General features: G+C 37.7%; 23 protein-coding genes. 8 read left to right on the top strand and 15 right to left on the bottom strand.

From position 1 onward, the window contains the following. Positions 1-4: 4 nt before the first annotated feature. Complete coding sequence (locus tag PQ459_06100; GenBank protein ID WDF48051.1) at positions 5-586, bottom strand: N-acetylmuramoyl-L-alanine amidase; 582 nt, start codon at positions 584-586, stop codon at positions 5-7. Between the two features lie 88 nt (positions 587-674). Next, the gene (gene pdxH, locus PQ459_06095; GenBank protein WDF48050.1) at positions 675-1325 is read right to left on the bottom strand and encodes a pyridoxamine 5'-phosphate oxidase; all 651 of its coding nucleotides are present in this window, start codon (positions 1323-1325) and stop codon (positions 675-677) included. A 757-nt stretch (positions 1326-2082) separates the two neighbouring features. Between pdxH and PQ459_06090 the strand changes: the two genes are divergently transcribed. Next, complete coding sequence (locus PQ459_06090; GenBank protein ID WDF48049.1) at positions 2083-2631, top strand: YqgE/AlgH family protein; 549 nt, start codon at positions 2083-2085, stop codon at positions 2629-2631. Positions 2632-2718: 87 nt separating this feature from the next. On the opposite strand, the gene PQ459_06085 is transcribed toward PQ459_06090, so the two are convergent. From PQ459_06085 to PQ459_06065, 5 genes are all read right to left on the bottom strand, one after another. Further along, positions 2719-3108 (bottom strand): DUF1398 family protein, encoded by a 390-nt coding sequence (locus PQ459_06085; GenBank protein WDF48048.1) that lies wholly within the window; start codon positions 3106-3108, stop codon positions 2719-2721. Further along, positions 3108-3947 (bottom strand): alpha/beta hydrolase fold domain-containing protein, encoded by an 840-nt coding sequence (locus PQ459_06080; protein ID WDF48047.1) that lies wholly within the window; start codon positions 3945-3947, stop codon positions 3108-3110. The genes PQ459_06085 and PQ459_06080 overlap by 1 nt, the downstream gene beginning before the upstream one ends. Positions 3948-3958: 11 nt before the next feature. After that, positions 3959-4453 carry a DNA mismatch repair protein gene (locus PQ459_06075; GenBank protein ID WDF48046.1) on the bottom strand — a complete coding sequence of 165 codons (495 nt, stop codon included), beginning with the start codon at positions 4451-4453 and terminating at the stop codon, positions 3959-3961. Positions 4454-4616: 163 nt separating this feature from the next. Continuing rightward, positions 4617-5111 carry a metallophosphoesterase family protein gene (locus tag PQ459_06070; GenBank protein WDF48045.1) on the bottom strand — a complete coding sequence of 165 codons (495 nt, stop codon included), beginning with the start codon at positions 5109-5111 and terminating at the stop codon, positions 4617-4619. A 20-nt stretch (positions 5112-5131) separates the two neighbouring features. After that, positions 5132-5434, bottom strand: a complete 303-nt coding sequence (locus tag PQ459_06065) for a hypothetical protein (protein WDF48044.1) — start codon at positions 5432-5434, stop codon at positions 5132-5134. A gap of 83 nt (positions 5435-5517) precedes the next feature. Here PQ459_06065 and truA point away from each other — a divergent pair, with 83 nt between their 5' ends. From truA to PQ459_06050, 3 genes are all read left to right on the top strand, one after another. Next, the gene (gene truA, locus PQ459_06060; GenBank protein ID WDF48043.1) at positions 5518-6252 is read left to right on the top strand and encodes a tRNA pseudouridine(38-40) synthase TruA; all 735 of its coding nucleotides are present in this window, start codon (positions 5518-5520) and stop codon (positions 6250-6252) included. Positions 6253-6350: 98 nt separating this feature from the next. Continuing rightward, the gene (locus tag PQ459_06055) at positions 6351-8099 is read left to right on the top strand and encodes an ABC transporter ATP-binding protein (GenBank protein ID WDF48042.1); all 1749 of its coding nucleotides are present in this window, start codon (positions 6351-6353) and stop codon (positions 8097-8099) included. Between the two features lie 20 nt (positions 8100-8119). Next, on the top strand, positions 8120-8641 hold the full coding sequence (locus tag PQ459_06050; GenBank protein WDF48041.1) for a hypothetical protein: 522 nt from the start codon (positions 8120-8122) through the stop codon (positions 8639-8641). A 7-nt stretch (positions 8642-8648) separates the two neighbouring features. On the opposite strand, the gene PQ459_06045 is transcribed toward PQ459_06050, so the two are convergent. The 7 genes from PQ459_06045 to PQ459_06015 all read right to left on the bottom strand — a co-directional run bounded on the left by PQ459_06045 (position 8649) and on the right by PQ459_06015 (position 15229). Beyond that, positions 8649-8894, bottom strand: coding sequence for a hypothetical protein (locus PQ459_06045; protein ID WDF48040.1), 246 nt, complete (start codon positions 8892-8894; stop codon positions 8649-8651). Positions 8895-8928: 34 nt separating this feature from the next. Next, a complete protein-coding gene (locus tag PQ459_06040; GenBank protein ID WDF48039.1) occupies positions 8929-9753 on the bottom strand; it encodes a flavin reductase family protein in 825 nt (274 codons plus the stop codon). Next, a complete protein-coding gene (locus PQ459_06035; protein WDF48038.1) occupies positions 9753-10211 on the bottom strand; it encodes a hypothetical protein in 459 nt (152 codons plus the stop codon). The genes PQ459_06040 and PQ459_06035 overlap by 1 nt, the downstream gene beginning before the upstream one ends. 15 nt (positions 10212-10226) lie before the next feature. Then, complete coding sequence (gene fahA, locus PQ459_06030; GenBank protein WDF48037.1) at positions 10227-11474, bottom strand: fumarylacetoacetase; 1248 nt, start codon at positions 11472-11474, stop codon at positions 10227-10229. A gap of 115 nt (positions 11475-11589) precedes the next feature. Then, a complete protein-coding gene (gene hppD, locus PQ459_06025; GenBank protein ID WDF48036.1) occupies positions 11590-12720 on the bottom strand; it encodes a 4-hydroxyphenylpyruvate dioxygenase in 1131 nt (376 codons plus the stop codon). Positions 12721-13088: 368 nt separating this feature from the next. After that, positions 13089-13886, bottom strand: a complete 798-nt coding sequence (locus PQ459_06020) for a hypothetical protein (protein ID WDF48035.1) — start codon at positions 13884-13886, stop codon at positions 13089-13091. 71 nt (positions 13887-13957) lie between these two features. Then, positions 13958-15229, bottom strand: coding sequence for an acetyl-CoA hydrolase/transferase C-terminal domain-containing protein (locus PQ459_06015; protein ID WDF48034.1), 1272 nt, complete (start codon positions 15227-15229; stop codon positions 13958-13960). A 181-nt stretch (positions 15230-15410) separates the two neighbouring features. Between PQ459_06015 and PQ459_06010 the strand changes: the two genes are divergently transcribed. Beyond that, positions 15411-15701 (top strand): hypothetical protein, encoded by a 291-nt coding sequence (locus tag PQ459_06010; GenBank protein ID WDF48692.1) that lies wholly within the window; start codon positions 15411-15413, stop codon positions 15699-15701. Positions 15702-15763: 62 nt separating this feature from the next. Here PQ459_06010 and PQ459_06005 read toward each other — a convergent pair whose 3' ends face one another. Further along, positions 15764-16918 (bottom strand): homogentisate 1,2-dioxygenase, encoded by a 1155-nt coding sequence (locus PQ459_06005; protein ID WDF48033.1) that lies wholly within the window; start codon positions 16916-16918, stop codon positions 15764-15766. 410 nt (positions 16919-17328) lie between these two features. On the opposite strand from PQ459_06005, the gene PQ459_06000 reads away from it, so the two are divergent. The 3 genes from PQ459_06000 (at position 17329) to PQ459_05990 (ending at position 20800) form a co-directional block, all read left to right on the top strand. Beyond that, a complete protein-coding gene (locus PQ459_06000) occupies positions 17329-18012 on the top strand; it encodes a Bax inhibitor-1 family protein (protein ID WDF48032.1) in 684 nt (227 codons plus the stop codon). Between the two features lie 218 nt (positions 18013-18230). Then, on the top strand, positions 18231-20321 hold the full coding sequence (locus tag PQ459_05995; protein WDF48031.1) for a TonB-dependent receptor: 2091 nt from the start codon (positions 18231-18233) through the stop codon (positions 20319-20321). A 32-nt stretch (positions 20322-20353) separates the two neighbouring features. Continuing rightward, positions 20354-20800, top strand: a complete 447-nt coding sequence (locus PQ459_05990; protein ID WDF48030.1) for a thiol:disulfide interchange protein — start codon at positions 20354-20356, stop codon at positions 20798-20800. The last annotated feature ends 72 nt before the right edge of the window (positions 20801-20872 follow it).

Genomic DNA, 20872 nt, shown 5'->3' with positions numbered 1-20872 from the left:
CGAATTAATTCTCATCAATAAATTTCAATATTTTCTCTGCTGTTTCGGTTTGTCCTTTTTCACTTCCCAGATATTCTCTTTCTTGCGGATTGTTCATAAATCCTAATTCCAATAAGATGGTTGGCACTTTGGATTCTCTTAACATATGAAGGTTGCCCGTTCTAATTTTTGTAGCCTGGAACTTTTCTGAAAACTTGGTTGCCAACTTTTTTGAAACTTCATTTTCCTGAACGAAAACCTCCACTCCTTTACTTTCTGTGGTTGTTCTTGGTGAATTATTGACGTGCAAAGAAATCGTGTAATCAGGTTTCAGTTCATTGATTTTCCCTGTTCTTTGCGCCAATGATGGATAACTGTCATCTTCTCTGGTCAATATGATTTCGAGGTTTTGATTTTGGTTGAGCGCTTTAATTTTCTTGGCAACATTCAGGACAATCTCTTTCTCCGAAACGCCTTCTCTAGTCGCGCCCAAATCGGTACCGCCGTGACCAGCATCTATGACCACGACTTTTTTCTCCTTCGAAAAACTGAATGATAACAAAACGCCAAGCGCGACAACGCTGATGACTCTCAGTAAATTTTTCATAATTGATTTGTTTTTAAATGGTTAATTAAACAAATAACGAAAAAATTAATCAAAATCTACGTTAACAATCTTATAAAAAATGTTAAGATTACGGTGCCAATCTTGAGATTTTCCAATCGATGTTATCTTCCAAAGTGTAGATAATTCTGTCGTGAAGGCGGTTTGGACGGCCTTGCCAGAATTCGATTTCGTAGGGTTTTGCGATGTAGCCGCCCCAGTTTTGTGGTCTTGGAACTTCTTTGTTTTCGAATTCTTTTTCGAGGTCTTTTAATTTATTTTCGAGGAAATCGCGGTTGGGAATTTCTTGACTTTGTGGAGAAACTGCGGCGCCTAATTGGCTTCCCTTCGGTCTTGAATGAAAATAGCCGTCGCTGAGATTTTCTGCGATTCTCTCGACATTTGCTTTGATGATGATTTGTCTCTCCAGACTTGGCCAGAAAAAATGCAGACAAGCTTTGTGCGTGCTCTCGATTGATTTTCCTTTTCGGCTTTCGTAGTTGGTGTAGAAGATGAAGCCTTCCCAATTGTATGATTTCAGGAGAACCATTCTTGTTCTGGGACAGCCGTCTTCTTCCACTGTTGAGATTGCCATTGCGTTGGATTCTGAGACTTCGAGATTATTTTCTGCATCCAGGAACCAGTCGCGGAATTGCTCGATTGGATTTTCTTTTATCTCAGTTTCTATGAGTTGTGATTTTTCGTAGATTCTTCGTTTATCGTGGAGGTTTTCGCTGTTCATTTTCTTTCGAATTCTAAATTTCTAAACGCAAAGTTCGTTAAGATTTTTTATATAATTTGATTTAATTTTGGAGAAGCCCGTTTTGGATATCGAATTAAGAATTGGTTGTCGCATTTTTGTAGGTCGCTCCTCTGGAGCTTTTTTTGTAGTGCTTGTATTGTTCTACCAATAGTTTGCCGCTCTGCGGCTTTGCCTATGGAATTAAGTTTTTGATATACAAACGAAAGCAATGTTTAAAATTTCAAATTGGATACAAATGTTGGTTTGAAAGTCGCTCCTCCGGAGCTTTTTGTGGTGTTTGTATTGTTCTACCAATAGTTTGCCGTTCTACAGTTTAGCATATGGAGTTAAGTTTTTAATATAAAGAGGAAAGCAATGTTTAAAATTTCAAATTGGATATAAATGTTGGTTTGACAGTCGCTCCTCTGGAGCTTTTTTTGTGGTGTTTGTATTATTCTAACAATAGTTCGACGCTCTGCGGCTTTGTATTTCTTCTATAGTTTTTGATATAGCTTAACAACCTTTGTTACAACTTCGAATGGAAAGTGAAAGTTTGATTGACAGACAAATCTTCAACTTGGCGAAGCTGCAGCCCGGCTTGAACGGAAATCCTTTTTTGTGGCTGGAAAAGCTATGGCAAAAAGATTGGGAGTGGAAGACGGATCAAGCTGCCCAAATTATTTGAATCGAGACAATTTTAACTTAAATTTTCGTCGAATTCTTTTTTCAAAAAAATATTTTTTTATAGATTTGATAGATGAATTACTCTTACAAAGGTAAAATCTTAATATCGACGCCGGATATCTCGGGTGATATATTTTCCCGTTCGGTCGTTCTGATTGTGGATCACAACGAGAATGGCGCGTTTGGTTTGATACTGAATAAAAAGAACCAGAATATGAGCTCCAAACTGCTTAATATCCTGGGTTTCCCCGTGGAACTGTACGAAGGTGGACCTGTGGAAAACGAAAGGATCTACTTTATCGTGAAAGGTGAAAAAGTAACCTCGGAGTTCGTGGAGATCAATAAAGAATTCTATTTGACTGAAGATATTGACTCTGTGGTTTCGGCGATGATCAATGGCGAGATCAGCACGTTTGACATTAAGGTTTTTTCTGGATATTCTGGTTGGTCTGCGATGCAGCTGGAAGGCGAATTGCAAAGGAAAATGTGGACGATTGTGGATGTTTACAATCTGGATTACACGCTGCCAAATGACCAAGGTCTCTGGAAAAATATTATGCAAAATCTGGGCGGCGAATTTCTGCTGTGGGCGAATGCGCCGGAGGATGTTTCGATGAATTAATTTTACTTATACCTTAAAATAAAAAAGGAGAAAATAGATCATTGCTATTGTCTCCTTTTTTTATGACCATTTTTTGATTAATGACTTCTAACCTGGGATTTTCTCTTCGAAAATGCTTTTGCCTTCGCAATCGTAATAAGTGCAGGTTTTTGCATCCAAATCTACAATCCATTTGAAAACACCACTGTCTGCGCAATCTTTGCAGAATTGGAAAAAGTCGGTATTTCCTTGTTGGTGATTCCTTAGGTCTGCTAAAAATTTTTCAGGATTCACGATTCCATAAATCAGCAATGGGGCGTATTGTTGGGCTGAAGTCACTTGGGTTTCGTCATTGCCTTTATAAGTTGTGGAGCCATCCTCCACGTAGGTTTCGAAGGTCTGAACGCCTAATTCTTTGATGGTCTTTGCAAACGCTGGGAAATTTTTTCCGCTTTCCACATCGGAATGTGCAGCTTCGATCTGTGCTAGTGTAAACATTATTTTATATTTTTCTGTGTTTTAATTTTCTTTGATAATTCTCTGATTTCCTTCAGCAACAAAGGAAAACCTGGTTTTGCCATACTCACGTGGTCGAATCCATCTTCTTCCAATAGTTTGACCGAAGGATGCTTCACAAGCTCCAACATTCTTGCCAAATAGGCGTTTTCCTCGTAGCGTCCGAACAATTCCAGATTTCTATCGCCCGTGATCAGGACGATTGGCGGCGCATCTTTTCTGACGTGGAACAGTGGTGCATATTCATCAATTGTTGGTTGCAGTTCAGCAATTCCCTTTTCTTTTCTGATTTGGAAATGTGTGATCGCCTGGCCGCTAAATGGAATCAAACCTGCAATCTCATTCGCATCAATCTTATATTTTTGAAGGTATTTTTTGTCCAACGTGATCATCATTCCCAAATAGCCTCCAGCCGAATGGCCGGATTGGAAAATGAGATTTTTATTTCCCCCATATTTTTCGATATTTTCAAAAACCCAAGCCGTTGCAGCGGCTGCATCTTCTATGTAAGCTGGCGCTTTGACCTTTGGCGCTAAGCGATATTCTACACTTACGACAGCAATATTTTCATTCAATAATTCTTTTGGCAGCTCATTGCTTCCGCCAGTCAATCCGCCACCGTGAAACCAAATGACCGTTGAGAAGTCCTTGACATTGGTCGGATAATAGAAGTTCAGCTTGCACTGAGAGTTGATGTAAGCATCTTTTTTCAAAATATTTTCCGGATAATAGGAAATATTGTTCTCGGTTTTATATTCTGTCTGAGCAAAAGAAATTGCAAACACAAGAATCAGAATAAGGCTTAAATGTTTTCTTAGCATCATTAATAATTTTATAAAAATTTGACTTCTACTCTACCCGATTCGTGGTAGAAAAATCCGTGTTCATCGTATTCTACATTTGATAGTCCTTCCAAGATATCATAGACCATTTTCTGCAAAACGCCATCGCCGATGCCGTGGATGATTTCCAAATTCTTGATGTGATTTTTTCTACAGAAATCGATGGTCTCCAAAAGTTTTTCTTTTTGAATCATCAATCTCTCGAAAGCATCATAATCAGATGTATTTTTGACCAATAATTGAAAATGTAAATCTAATTTTAAAGGTGTTTTATTATGTCTTTTGGAAACGTTTTTCGAGCTTTCATTTTTTCTGATGACCGGCGAATTCTCATATAATCCAGAATCAATAAGCGTCAATTGACTTTTAGGAATATTGTAGGTGAAACCGTGCTCATCCTCGATTTTCACCTGGTCAGCAATGATTTTCAAAATGGTTCCTTTCAAATCATCATCTATTACCGAAACTTTGTCTCCTATTTTCATTTTCTATTTATTAATTTCCATCGGAATATATTTCTATGCTTGCATATAATCTCCATTCATAGGAATAAATTCCTATGCTAAGATATAATCGTCCCGATAGGACTTTGACTCCAACTCTAAAATTCTCAAATCCTCCGACGCTCCAACTCTCCAACTCTCCAACTTATTTACTTCCCAATTCTATCACTTCCAAATCCTTGATTTCATCTTTAATGATTGTAAAACGCATCATTGTTCTCACTTTGTGCCAGCCGACTTTTCCGCAAGCACCGGGATTGAGATGTAATAAATTATTTCTCTTGTCATACATCGCTTTCAGAATATGAGAATGTCCGGAAATGAACAACTTCGGTTTTTTCTCAGCAATCTCTTGTTTCGCCAAAGCTGAATATCTTTCTGGATAACCACCGATGTGAATCATCAAAACATCAACATCCTCACATTTGAAACTCAAAACTTCAGGAAAAATCGTTCTGATTTTTGCTTCGTCGATGTTTCCGTAGACGCCACGGATTGGTTTTATTTTTTCTAATTCTTCAATGACTTTCATATTCCCAAAATCGCCACAATGCCAAACTTCGTCCGCATCTTTGGCGTAATCTAGAATGCGGTCATCGATATAGGAATGTGTGTCTGATAAAAGGAGGATGCGTTTCATTTTAAAATTAAAATTAATGATTAAAGCTGAAAAGTAATTCCATATTTTGAATAATACCAGATTGCCACACCCAACGAAATTCCCATTAATAACAAAATCATCAAAATCCAAAAAGCCAAAGTTTTGATTCCCTTTTTGTACAAAATAACAAATGTTAATTGCAAACAAATGAAAAGAATCAAAAGGACGACAACGTTGATGATGGTTTGCTGTTGCGAAACTCCTTGACTGAAAAGAAAAACTGAGACCAAAACAAAAATGATGACCATCAGCTTGATGAATTCTGAAGGATTGGAAAGTTTGTTTGTCTTGAGCGGTTTCATTGATTGAAGGATTTTTCGAGTCACGAAATTACGAATTAAGATTTTCTTATTAATTAAAAAAAAATCAGGAAATTTGCGTCGAAATGAGATATTTTATAGAGTTTGCTTACGACGGTTCTTCTTTTTTTGGCTATCAAATCCAGCCCAACGAAATTTCTGTGCAGGAAGAATTGGAAAAAGCCTTGTCCACGATTCTGAGAGAGCCGATAAAAACAACCGGAGCAGGAAGAACTGACACTGGCGTGCACGCAAAAAAAATGTTTGCTCACTTTGAAACCGAACAAAATATCGATGGAAATTTGGTTTACAAACTCAATTCCTTTTTGTCAGAAAATATTTCCATCAAACAAATTTTTGAAGTTCCAGCCGATATGCACGCGCGATTCAGTGCGACTTTCCGGACTTATGAATATTATATTTCAACTGAGAAAAATCCGTTCACAGTTGACTCGTCCTGGCAAACCTGGCGTCAAAAACCATTGAACATCGATGCGATGAACGAGGCGTGTAAAATCCTTTTTGAGTACGATGATTTCACAAGTTTCGCCAAACTCCACACAGACAACAAAACCAACATCTGCAAAATATACAAAGCAGAATGGGAACAGTTTGGAAATCAGCTGAAATTCACGATTTCAGCTGACCGATTTTTGAGAAATATGGTAAGAGCCATTGTCGGCACAATGGTAGAAATCGGAACCGGAAAATTACAACCCAACGATTTGCGAAAAATCATTGAAGACAAATACCGAAATTCAGCGGGCGTTTCTGCTCCAGCGCAAGGTCTTTTTTTGGTGGATGTTGGGTATGAATTTTAATATATATTTCAATTTTTTTTCGGGAAGTTTTAAAATTTTAAAACCTTATTTTTGCAAAGATTTTTTCAACAGCGAAAATCTCTGGAATTAAAAGAAAAATGAAGAAACAAACGACTTGGGATATTGTAAAAAGACTATTTCTAATTGGGATGAAATTCCGTTCGTGGTTCATCATCACGCTGGTCATCTCCATCGTTCTGGCAATTGTCTCCACTTACCGACCGATTCTTACGAAGGATGTTGTGGATATCGACATCGTTCAGCTGAGAGATAAGTCTCAATTGATGAAGCACATCTATCTGCTCATCGGACTGGTGGTTGCAGAGACGATTCTGAATTTTTTCTTGGTTTATTTCTCAAATTTCATCTCTCAGAATGTGATTCGTGACATCCGAGAAAGGCTTTATCACAAACTGATTTATTTCCGGACCGCATTTTTTGATAAAACCCCGATTGGAAGCTTGGTAACAAGAGCGGTTGGCGATGTAGAAACGATTGCGACGGTTTACACAGACGGATTTTTGATGGTTTTTGGGGATATTCTGAGAATTGTAATGGTGTTATTTGCGATGTTTCAGGTGGACACGCATCTCAGTCTAATTTCATTGGCGATTCTTCCGCTGATGGTGGTGATTACGAGGGTTTTCCAGAAAAAATTGAAAACGGCTTTCGGATTGGAAAGAAGCTGGACCTCGACGCAGAATAGTTTTGTTCAGGAACGTTTGGCAGGAATGCCATTAATCCAAGTTTTTAACAGACAGGAAGCGGAATTTACTAAGTTTGATAAAATTAATATCGAACTGAAGAAAGCTTTGTTGAGAACGGTTTTCATCTTTTCGCTATTTTTTCCAGTTGTGGAATTGATTTCGTCACTTTTCATTGGATTCATCTTATTTTATGGTGGTTTCATCAAATCTACGCCAGGTGTAATCATTGCTTTTATTCAATTCATCAATATGTTGATTCGTCCGTTGAGACAGATTGCGGATAGATTTAATAATATCCAACGTGGAATTGTAGGTGCAGAAAGGGTTCTTGGCGTGATGGATGAAGACCAAGCAATGCCAAATAACGGAACGATTGCCCGAGACCATTTCGACGGAAAGATTGAATTTCAGATTGTTCACTTTGCTTACGACGAGAAGCAATTAGTTCTGAAAGGCATTGACTTTAAGGTTAATTCGGGTGAAAGTGTCGCAATCGTCGGCGCAACTGGTGCTGGAAAATCTACCATTATCAGTTTGATTACAAGGCTGTACGACATCAATTCTGGAAAGATAATGTTGGACGATGTTGATATTCGGGAATATGAATTGTATAATTTGAGAAGTCATATTGGCGTGGTTCTTCAGGACGTTTTCCTTTTCCACGGCAGTATTTTTGAAAACCTGACTTTGGGCGACGAAAGCATTACTTTGGAACAAGTCAAAAAAGCTTCAAAGGAAATTGGCGTTGATGAATTTATTGAAAGTTTGCCAAACGGTTACGATTATGTGGTGAGCGAGAGAGGTTCATCTATCTCGCTTGGACAAAGACAATTATTGTCATTTTTGAGAGCTTATCTTTCCAACCCGAAAATTTTAATCCTTGACGAAGCGACCTCATCCATCGACCACGAGAGCGAAAAATTAATCCAAAGAGCCACAGAGAAAATCACAAAAAACAGAACGTCAATCCTCATCGCACACCGACTTTCAACCATTGAAAAAGCCGACAAAATCATCGTGATGGACCACGGATTGATTGTGGAAGAAGGAACGCATCAGGAATTGATTACGAAAAATGGTTATTATTCTTTGCTTTACAAGGCGCAAGTGGTTTCGCCTGATGGGGATAAAATGATTTAGAATTTTAAAGAAGATACCAGATGGAATATTATACTTATTGGTCAATTCACGATTCTCCAAGTTCTACATCTTCCAGCACAATCTTTCTAATTATTTTAATTCTTTCGTTATGTCTTTTTTTATCAATCTTAAAATTCAAAAAATCTGATTTTGAGAAGAAATTGTATTTGACTCTATCAGGTTTATTTTTAATTATTTCTTGTTTTGGATATTTCTATTTAAAGCTAATTATAGAAGATGATACTAGAAATGAGAAAAGATTAAATGAATTATTGGACGCCAAGACACTACAAAAGGTCGAAGGAAAGATATCAAACTATCAAAGAACAGTAGTATATGTTAGAAATGGAAAAGATACAAGTGAAAGTTTTACAGTTGACTCTGTAAGATTCCGATACATAGATAATGCTCTCTACGAATTCAATCATTTTGGAGGAAATCATTCAGGAACTTTCTATAACGGATTGAAGGTTAGAATCACTTATGTAAAAGGAGATGAAATGAATGATATTAAAAAAATTGAAATTGCATCAAAACAATAATATAAATTCAATCTCTCACAATCCTATTTCTAAAACTCAACATCCCAGAAACAATTATCAGGCAAATCACAATGATGATTTTTGACACCAACAATTCCTGACAAAGATTTCTCCCGGAAATCAGAGAAATGCAATCTTTCATATTCTCAGTTTCATATTTCAAACTGACCTGAATGTTGACAACGGCAAAAACCGACATCACAATCACCAAAATCAGAAGGCTGATGATGGTTTGATACCCCGATTTTCTCATAGTTTAATTAATGGTTTTTAGTTTTTAATGGCTATCATTCAGATTTTAAAACGTTCCACGCATTTTCAATTTCATTGTTTTTTAAATAATTCTGAGCTAATAAATGTACATCTTTTTCCGAAGAAAAACGACCAGTCGATAAAATTTCCACATTCGCCAACATTCCTAAATCGTTGCCCGTGAAAATATGACTTTGTTTGATTTCGTCTGGAAGCTGGTCATAACCAATTCCTTTTGTCACCAGCGGTTTTGGAACTTCGAAGATGTTACTTTCGTTGTTACGGGAGTAGAAATTTCCGCCTAATCTTGCGACCAAATCCAATTGTTTTTGGTTTAGATTTCCCGCTTTATCCAAATATTTTTCATTGATATGAATTTTTACAATCTCTGCAATCACAAGATTTCCTGCGCCTCCAAGTTTTCCTAAACTTTTAATTTCAAGAACTTTACACTCAAAATTAACTGGCGATTCTGCAATCAAAGGTGGTTTTACGATGTCGGATGGTTTCATCGTCAATCCGGATTTGATGAATTCATTGATGCCATCTTCGTATTCCGTACTCGCCAAAGAAACCTGCTGAACCATCTCAAAATTCACATTTCCAATGACCAATTCCGGAACTTCTTTCAGGTTTTCCAAAGTGTGTTTGGTCGTATTGTCACGCACCCGTCTCGAAGGCGAAATAATCACAACTGGTGGAACCGTGCTGAACATATTGAAAAAACTGAAAGGCGAAAGATTGATTTCTCCTTTTGCGTTGATGGTGCTTGCCAAAGCGATTGGTCTCGGTGCAATCGCAGTTTGCATTACTTGTTGCAACTGAACGGCGGAAATACCGGATGGGATGATTGTTTTCATTATTTATTATTTCTCAAGTTTTTTATTGCTACGATTTCTTTATTCTTATCAATATTCACTTCGAAAATTTGCTTAGAATTTTCTTTAAATTCATTAATTAGAAAACGTTTATCAGATTCTTTATCCGTGCTGATTTTAGTGAAATCTGTAGAAGTATAATTGATTTTTTTTGCCAGTTTCACAGTATAAGGCGTGTTGGAAATACACACAACATCTACTAGATTTTCGCAAGATTCATTGCCTGCAGAATCTGTCACAGAAGCGATTGCGATTTCTACCTCAGCACAATTATAACGTACAAACTCTTGATTATCATTAGTTTCAAAAACAGGATTGGTAATTGTCATTACCGAATCCAGCACATCTCCGTTGACGCACATACAATCACTAATTCCTTCGTGCTCTTTTTTGCAACTAAACAAAAGAATGAAAATAAAAAGAAGAATTGAAACTTTCATATTAAGCGATAAATTTTAAACAGCAGGCAAAATCTTCCCAGAAACTTCCCCAAATCCAACTCGGATGCCGTCTTTCTCAGACCAAGCTTTCATCGTTATCGTATCGCCGTCTTCTATGAATTTCCTTTCGATGCCGTTTTTCAATTGCAATGGTTTTGTGCCTTTCCAAGATAATTCCAGCATCGAGCCATAGGAGTTTTCGTCTTCTCCGGAAATCGTTCCGCTGGCGTAAACATCGCCCACTTCCACATTGCAACCATTGACTGTGTGATGCGCCAATTGCTGGAACATATTCCAATACATAAATTTGTAATTGCTTTGTGAAATCAGATTTTCTTCTGAGTTTTCCGGTTTCAAATAAACTTCGAGATTGATGTCGTAGTTTTTATCGCCTTCAAATTTCAGATAATCCAAGACTTCCGGTTCTTGCTTTGGAGATTCGGTTTTGAAAGGTTTCAAAGCTTCCAAAGTCACAATCCAAGGCGAAATAGACGAGCCAAAATTCTTTCCTAAAAATGGTCCCAACGGAACATATTCCCAACTTTGAATATCTCTCGCCGACCAATCATTGAAAATCATCATTCCGAAAATCGCGTCTTCGGCCTCAGCCACAGAAATCCTATCGCCCAAATCTGTATTTTTATTTACGACAAAAGCCATTTCCAATTCAAAATCCAGTTGTTTTGATGCACTGAAAATCGGTTTGTCTGCATCTGGCGGTTTGATTTGTCCGCAAGGTCGGATAATGTCGATGCCTGATAAAACGATGGATGAAGCACGACCGTGATAACCAACCGGCAAATGTTTCCAGTTTGGAAGAAGCGCATTGGCAGGGTCTCGGAACATCATCCCGACATTGGTTGCGTGCTGGATACTGCTGTAGAAATCGGTGTAATTCGGGATGTGCAAAGGCATCATCATTTGGATTTCATCGATATTATAGAAGCAATCTGTAATCGTCCGTTCATCTTTTGAAAGAAGCGAATCTTCCATTAACAATTGTTGGATTTTTTCTCTGACTTTATTCGTAACTGGTTTTCCAAGTTCGATGAATTCGTTGATGGTGTAAGCTTCGAAGACATTGTCGTCCATTTCCGTGATTTCTTCAAAATAGCCGAGGTCGTACAAAGTTGCCAAATCAATGACGATGTCACCAATTCTTGTTGCACAGGCAATAAATTCTTTATTAAAAACACAAACGCCAAACGGAATATTGTGAATGGAAAAGTCTGAATCTGAGGAATATTCTATGAATGATTTCATTTTTTTAATTTATTTTGAAAGGTAAAAAATATTGGTGAAAATTTAAAGCAAATTCAAAAAACCCTTTCAGAGTTTAAAACTCTGAAAGGGTTAACTATATTAAGTTTAAAAAAAATTACAAATTCCCACGCTTTTCCTGCTCTTTTTCCAAGGCTTCGAAAAGTGCTTTGAAATTTCCAGCACCGAAGCTCTGAGCGCCGTGTCTCTCGATGATTTCGTAGAACAACGTCGGTCTGTCTTCCACTGGTTTTGTGAAAATTTGAAGCAAATAACCTTCCTCATCACAATCCACCAAAATGCCTAAATCCTGAAGTTTCTTGATGTCTTCGTCAATGTTCCCTACTCTGTCCGGAATCATATCGTAATAGGCTTCTGGCGGTGGTGAAAGGAATTCGACGCCTCTACTCTTCAGTTCTGTAACAGTTTTCACGATATCTTTTGTTGCAACGGCAATGTGCTGAACGCCTTCGCCTTCGTAGAAATCGAGATATTCCTCGACCTGAGATTTTCGTTGACCTTCAGCTGGTTCGTTGATTGGGAACTTTGCAAATCCGTTTCCGTTGGACATTACTTTTGACATCAAAGCGGAATATTCTGTGTTGATTTGTTTGTCGTCAAACGAGAGAATATTCACAAATCCCATCACTTTCTCGTACCACTCAACCGTTGGAATCATCCTGTCCCAGCCGACATTTCCGACGCAATGGTCCACGTACAAAAGTCCAACATCGGAAGGATTGTAGTCGCTTTTCCAAGGTTCGTAGCCTGGCATAAAGGCGCCATTGTAATTTTTACGTTCCACGAACATATGAACCGTTTCGCCATAAGTGTAGATTCCGGACATCTTCACTTCGCCAAATTCGTCGGTCAAAGTTTGAGGTTGCAAATATGGTTTTCCGCCTCGTTTTGTGGTTTCTTCAAAGGCTTTTTCGGCATCATCTACCCAAAGTGCCAAAATCTTGACACCATCGCCGTGTTTTCTTTGATGTTCACAAATTGGAGAATCGGATTTAAGTCCTGAAGTTAATACCAATCTGATTTTTCCTTGCTGAAGAACGTAAGACGCTCTATCTCTGACGCCAGTTTCCGGACCTGCGTAAGCCACGGACTGAAAACCGAATGCGGTTTTGTAAAAATGCGCCGCCTGCTTGGCATTTCCTACATAAAACTCTAAATAATCTGTTCCGTTGATGGGGAGAAAATTCTCGGCTTGTGCGATTTTCTCGGCAAAAGTGAGTGTTGACATTTTACTTTTTACTTTTATATCTGTTGATGCCAAGATAAGAATTTTTCAGAAACTAACTAACGATTGTTAGTTTTTATGTTTTTGGAGAATGTAATCCGTGTGATTGTGAATTAGTATTAAATAAAATCAACGACTTGAATGCAACCGATTGCACTATTGATAATTCATTATAAATCATCATTTTAAAATTTAAATATAAAATTAATTAACAAAGGTTAATCAATCCACATTATTAATTTAACTTTAATGATAATAATACAATATGTATTTACAAGTTTATTTAAGTTTAATTTCGTTCGTTTTCTATGACTACTTTTGTTAAAGAATTATCAAGATTCTAAAAAAACAAATCAATGAATAAGCCGTACCTAGTGCGGTTTTTTGTTTATCACATTGTTAAGTAATCCAGAATTTGGATTATAATTATCCCAAATCATCCATTTTTCGTCAATATTCTTGATAAAATATATTTGTGTGTTGAGTTCATTCACAATATACTCTTCGCCCGTTTCTTCTACAACGAAAACCAAATTCCAAAACTCCTGGGTCTTAATGACCATTTTGTCAGATTCTTCGGAAATGATGTCGAGGTCAAAAATTTCAAAATTGGAACGATTGTTATGTGTAAACAATTTCAATCCATTGTCGCAAAGTTTGGAACTGTAATTTTTGATGCGTTCTATGAACGGTGCTTCCGGAAATATGAGTCCGTCAAATACTTCCAGTTGTAATGTGGGAAAATATTTGAAGAACTCAAAATTGGTGTGGCAATATCGATAGACAATATCTGTGGTGAATTCCTTGCTGAAGAAAGCCTCGTTGTAGATGTTGTTTTCCTTAACATTCATCACGTAGCTGTTCAGGTCTTTGAAACCAAGGAAGATGCAGATTTTGTCCAAAGTCTTCAAAAACCGAAGGTCATTATGGGTTTTATAATGATAATCACTTTCGAAAAAACGTTGCAAAGTGATGTGAGAGATGCTGGTTCCCAACTCAAATTTGCGTTCATTTTGCAACTCTTCTCGGTTAGAAAGGTCTTCTTTAATGATTTCAGAAAGTATGATATAATGACTCCTTTTCCAAGGATGAGAATTACCTAAAATAGAATTCTGAACAGCTTGATTTTTTCTTACCTCTTCTTTCAGTAAGTTATAGATTGATTTCAATTAGTTTTTTTTCTTGTGTGTTTAATCAAATATACAACAAAATCAAGAAAAAATTAAAAGTTTGTTTAGTTTTATTTAAATCTTTCGAACGCTGCTCTATCCAACATTTCTCTGTCATCGGGATGCGAAATCTCTATCAAAGCTTGCGCTCTCTGACGAAGGTTTTTGCCATAAAGATAAGCCGTTCCAAACTCCGTCACCACGTAATGGATATGACCTCTCGTTGTCACAACACCAGCACCTTGTTTTAGGAAAGGGACTATTCTAGGAACACCTTTTTTTGTTCTGGAAGACAAGGCCATAATTGGCTTTCCGCCTTCGCTCAACGCTGCGCCACGCATAAAGTCCATCTGTCCACCGATTCCGCTGAACTGATAAGTTCCGATAGAATCTGCACAAACCTGTCCTGTCAAATCAATTTCGATTGCGGAATTGATGGCGTGCATTTTCTTGTTCTTCATAATATTGATTGGAAAATTCACGTGCTGAACATCCATAAAAGCCACGGCAGGATTGTCATCTACAAAGTCGTACAATCTTCTGGTCCCGAAACAAAAACTGGTAATCGTTCTGTTGGCGTGCGTGCCTTTATATTTATTATTAATGACATCATTTTTAATCAAATCGATGACACCATCGCTCAACATTTCTGTGTGAACACCAAGGTCTTTGTGGTTGTGAAGGCACTGCAAAACCGCATCCGGAATAGTTCCGATTCCCATTTGGATCGTCGCTTTGTCATCAATCAATTCGGCCACATTTCTACCAATCTTCATCTCTTCCTCACCCACTTTCTCGCTATAATTAATGGTCAAAAGTTCTTCCTCACTCCAAACCAATTTTTCAATTCGGTTGATGTGGATCATTCCATCGCCGTGAGTTCTTGGCATTTTCGGATTCACGATCGCAATGATTCTTTTCGCCGTATCAATTGCACCACGCGCTACATCTACAGAAGTTCCAAGCGTGCAGTAGCCGTGAGCATCTGGAGGCGAAACGGTGATCAAAGCAACATCAATTGGCAAGATCCCATTTTTGAAAAGAATTGGAATTTCGCTCAGAAAAATTGGAACGTAGTCGCCATTTTCGGAATTCACAGCTTCCCGAACTGGCGCAGATGTGAAGAGTGAATTGATGTAAAAACTATCTTTATATTGAGGTTTGGCGATTTCCACATTGCCTTGCTGCGTGATGGAAACCATTTCCACATCTTTCAAACGTGAGGATTGTTTTGCCAATTCATCGTACAAAAGGTTAGGAGTACACGCACTTCCGTGTCCGAAAATCCTGTCACCACTTTTAATGATTGAAACTGCTTCTTCTGGGCTTACGTAATTGATCATTGCTTTTTATTTTTAACAAAGTTAGAATTTAATTAAATGGTAAAAAATGAGCATTATCAGCCAACTCTCTATTTATTATTTAAAATGATAAAAGTCACAATAATATTTTGAGAATTCAACAAAATCATTTTACTTTGCAATTCAAAGTTCTTTATAATAATATGAATTAAATTTTAAAATGATGATAACACAAAACCGAACCTCAGCTTTTATTTATTCTGCAGCAGCATTTATTTTGACCGCACCACTTATAGCAATGCAATTTACGACCGAAGTCAATTGGACAGCTTCAGACTTTTTGATAATGGGCGTACTGCTTTTCGCAACGGCATTTGCTGTAGATTTTGTCCTGAAGAAAGTGAAGACTCTCAAATCCAGATTGATTTTAGTTTTCGGGATTATTGCTTTATTAATTTTGATTTGGGCAGAAATGGCCGTTGGGATTTTTGGAAGTCCGATTGCTGGGAGTTAATCCATTTAATTTTGAAACTAAATTTAAAAAGCTAACATTTCTGTTAGCTTTTCTTTATTCATTTAATCTTCCAACCAACTCGTCTTGTAAGTCGGGTCTTCAACTCGTATCGCTTCTTCCGTCAGTTTGAAAGGTCTGAACGGGTCAACCATCACCGCATATTCGTCGGTCGATTTTTTGCCGATGCTTCGTTCCATTGCGCCTGGATGCGGACCGTGCACAACGCCACCTGGATGAAGTGAAAAGTCCATCAAATCCACGTGGTTTCTGCTCATAAAATCACCTTCCGTATAAAACAAAACCTCATCCGAATCGATATTCGAATGGTTGTAAGGCGCAGGAATCGCTTGTGGATGATAATCGTACATTCTTGCCACGAACGAGCACACCACAAAATTATGCGCTTCGAAGTTCTGATGAACCGGAGGCGGTTGATGAATTCTCCCCGTAATCGGTTCGAAGTTTTTGATATTGAATTTGTAAGGATAAAAATATCCGTCCCAACCAACGACATCAAACGGATGCGTGGCATAAATGAAATCCGTGATTTGATTTTCCTTTTTGACTTTGATGAGAAAATCGCCTTTCTCATTTTTAGGTTCTACGAAAGTTGGCGGAACAATATCGCGCTCACAAAACGGCGAATGCTCCAGCAATTGTCCGAACTCATTTCGGTAACGCTTCGGCGTGTAAATTGGGGAATGCGCTTCTATGAAAAGAAAAACATTGTCTTCGGATTCCAATTCCAGCTGATAAATCGTACCTCTCGGAATGATGAGATAATCACCGACAGAAAACTGAATGTTTCCGAGCATCGTCTTCAGAATTCCTCTTCCGGCGTGTACGAAAAGTAGTTCGTCGCATTCTGCATTTTTATAAAAATAATCAGGCGATTTTCTGGGTTTTGCTAGACCCATTTTCAAATCGTTGTTTAGCATCAAAACCTTTCGGCTTTCCAAAAAGTCATCTTCGGCGGTCACTTGTGCGCCTTTTATCATTCTTGGCGTGACGTTTTTCTCTACTGCGATTTTCGGTGTCACGTCTTTTGCTTCGCCAATGGATTTGATTTGAGTCGGGCGATGCGTGTGATACAACAACGACGCAATGCCGTGAAAACCTTCTGTTCCAAAGAGTTGCTCGTAATAGAACTGGTCGTCTTCGGATTTGAAAACCGTGTGTCTTTTTGGTGGAATCTTACCTAACTGAACGTATCTCATTTTGTTGGATTTGGCTTTTCTCAAATGTAATATTTTTTTCTGACACTGTGATTTGAACGCTAAGCGCGCAAAGATTTTTTTGAAATTATTGAAAATATTTTTGAGTTCGCAAAGACGTAAAACTCATCAAAGAAAATTAAAAAACAGTTCACATCAATTTTGTCATTCCGTAGGAATCTAAACTGCTGAGATTCCTACGGAATGACAAAAATTGGTTTTATGCTGACTGTTGATTTATACTGGAAAACCGCAGCCCGACTTGAGTGGAAATCCTTTTTTGTCGCTGGAAAAGCTAGGCAAAAAAGATTGGGAACGGAAGGCGGAAATAGCTGCCCAAATAAAAACATAACATCAACTTTTCTTGATTCTTGTATCTTTTGCTATCTTTGAGATTATTAAAATTATTACAAATGAATGATTCATTAATGGTTTCGGAAATTTCGGAAATCGAAAGAGCAGAATTTTACAGAAAAACGTATATGCACGTCGCAGTGGCGATTTTGGCGTTCGGAGCGGTGGAAAGCATCTTGTTGAAAGTGGTTCCTATGGAAATGATTTTGTCGATGGTTTCTGGCCAATACACTTGGTTGCTCATCATCGGCGTGTTTTGGATGGTTTCTATGTTGGCGACCAAATTGTCGTTTTCCGTTTCAAAAACCACGCAATATTTGGGATTGGGACTGTTTGTCTTGATACAAGCGGTAATTTTCCTTCCGATGTTGGGCATCGCAACTTTGTACGCACCGGAAATCATCACGCAGGCAGCGCTGGTAACAGCATTTATGTTTGCTGGATTGACGGCGGCAGTTTTCCTCACGAACAAAGATTTTTCTTTCCTTAGAAATATCATCGTGATTGGTGGATTTGTAGCGCTGGGCGTAATTGTGGTTGGCGCAATTTTCGGCTTCAATCTTGGACTTTGGTTCTCTTTGGCGATGGTTGCGTTGGCAAGTGCAAGTATTTTGTATGAGACTTACAACATCAAAAATCAATACTCTAAAGGTCAATATGTCGGCGCGGCTTTACAATTGTTCTCATCCATAATGCTTTTGTTCTGGTATATTTTGAGAATATTTTTGAGCAGAAGAGATTAATATTTATTGGTCTTCGAGAGCCTCAGACTGACATTGCTAAAAGTCTTCGAAAACCTCAAACTGATATTGTTAAAGGTTTTCAAGAGCCTCAGACTGACAATTTATAATTTAAAACTCATCATTTTTTTGATGAGTTTTTTTGTGTGCGAGAAATTAAAATCAAAGTAAATTTTTTATTTCTAATAAAATTGTTAGCTTTGTCTAACATTTTTGTTTTAATGAAATTAATCTACATCATACTCAGCTTATTTTCGGTTTTAATTAATGCGCAAGTTGAATCAATTCCGCAAGATTCTTTAACTTCTTCTGTGGACACTTTGAAGGTGACGCAAACTAGTCGGGAAGATTCCTTAAATGCTTCAGTTGACACTTTGAAAAAATCAAATGATATTGATGAAGTGACCATCAATCAGTTTTCTGTGAAGAAATTGAACAGTCCGATTTCGACGGATGTTTATTCGCAACAATTTTTTAGGAAAAATCCGACTGCTAATATATTTGAAGCGATTGCGATGGTAAACGGTGTGAAACCTCAGCTGAATTGTGCGGTTTGTAATACGGGAGACATTCACATCAACGGTTTGGAAGGCGCTTACACGATGATTTTGATTGATGGAATGCCCATCGTCAGTTCGCTTTCCACCGTTTACGGACTCAGCGGAATTCCGAATAGTTTGATTGACAGAATCGAGGTGACGAAAGGTCCGGCTTCGTCTATTTACGGTTCGGAAGCGATGGGTGGCGTTATTAATATCATCACAAAAAATGCTTTGCAAGCGCCGGATTTTGCTACCGATGTGATGACGGGAAATCAAGGTGAAATCAATCTTGACATTGCGAAGAAAGTGTTTGACAACAAGAATTTTTCCAGTTTGCTGAGTCTCAATTATTTCTATTTCGGGAACAGAAGTGACCAGAACAAAGACAATTTCACCGACACGCCTTTGCAAAACCGAATCTCAGTTTTCAACAAATGGAATTTCAAAAGAAAAGAAAATCGACAGGCAAGTTTTGCATTGAGATATTTTTACGAAGATAGATTTGGTGGTGAAATGCAGTGGCAAAAGCGAAACCGCGGTTCGGATGATGTTTACGGCGAAAGCATTTACACGAACCGTTTTGAGTTTTTTGGAATTTATCAATTGCCTTTAAAGGAGAAATTTTTGCTTCAATATTCTTACAATTATCATCATCAGGATTCGTTTTATGGGAACACTTCTTACTTGGCGACTCAGAAAGTTTTGTTTCTGCAAATGAACTGGGAAAAGCAATTGGGCAAACATCTTTTGAAAAGTGGAACGACTTTGAAATCGACTTTCTACGATGATAACACGCCTGGAACAGCAAATCTAGAAGGTGAAAATCAGCCGATGAAATCACCGATTTACGGTCTTTATTTGGAAGACGAATGGGAAATCAATGATAAAAATACTTTGCTTTTGGGTTACAGATATGATTATCACAAGATTCATAAATCTGTGCATTCCCCGAGAGTGGCTTGGAAATTTGAGCCGAATCCTTATCATACTTTGAGGTTGAGTTTTGGAACCGGTTTCCGTGTTGTGAATCTTTTTACGGAAGACCACTCGGCGCTGACTGGTTCTCGGGAAGTGATAATTGCAGATGACTTGAAGCCGGAAAAATCTTTGAATACGAATCTGAGTTATCTGATGAAAATTCCAATCAAAGATTATTTTATCAATGTTGATGTGAACGGATTTTATTCTTATTTCAACAATAAAATTGTGGGTGACTTTGATTCCGAGCCGGATAAAATTATTTATGATAATCTGGCTGGACACGCAATTTCTAGAGGGATTTCTGCAGATATTAGCACCAATTGGAGTTTGCCGATTCAGTTGATGTTTGGAGTGACTTATATGGATGTCTATCAGGAAAATGAAGGCGACAGAATCCAGCAATTGCACGCGCCGAAATGGAGCGGAACTTACAATTTGAGTTATCAGTTTGCAAACAAATTTTCGATGGATTTGACGGGACAATTTTACGGACCAATGCGATTGCCAACTGTTCCGGATGATTTCCGACCAGAATATTCGCCTTGGTTTACGTTGATGAATATTCAGTTGACGAAGAAATTTGATAATGGGTTTGAGATTTATGGAGGCGTGAGAAATTTATTAAACTTCACACCGAAAAACCCGATTCTGAGACCGTTTGACCCGTTTGATAATCAAGCGGATGATGTTGCCAGCAATCCTTACGGTTATACTTTTGATACGACTTATGGCTATGCGCCGATGCAGGGAATTCGGACGTTTTTGGGGATTCGTTATCAGATAAGATAGAAGTTAGAAATTAGATTTTAGAAGTTAGACTAGTGAAGATATTAACTTTCATATTATTAATGATTTCCGGGATTTTTAATTCGCAGGAAGTGAAGCATTATGGATTTGAAAGTTTGCCGGAAAAGTTAGAGAAACCGATTCTGATTTATATCAAAACCGATTGGTGCTCGATTTGTAAAATTCAGAAATATCAGATGGAGAAGGATTTGGAGTTGAAAAATCTGATGGATGAGAAGGTTTATTTTATCACTTTCAATCCTGAAAAATATAAGGAATCGATTAAATTCTTTGATGAAAATTACAACTACATTTCGAATGGAAATTCTGGGATTCACGAATTAGCGGTTGAGCTTTCATTAAACAAAAAACCTGTTTATCCGAGTTGGATTTTGATTGATAAAGATGGGAAAGTTTTGTTTCGCAATGAGGGATTGGTTGATAATGGGATTTTGAAATTATTGTTGGGGAAATTGAATTGATGTATTATCATATTATTCGCATAGGAATAAATTCCTATGCTGGGAAATCGGTCGTCCCTTTGGGACTTTCAT

Origin of the sequence: Chryseobacterium sp. KACC 21268 (assembly GCA_028736075.1) — a bacterium.
Classification (GTDB): Bacteria; Bacteroidota; Bacteroidia; order Flavobacteriales; family Weeksellaceae; genus Epilithonimonas.
Note: the sequence above shows the minus strand (reverse complement) of the source record. Positions and strands in the feature narration are given on the sequence as shown.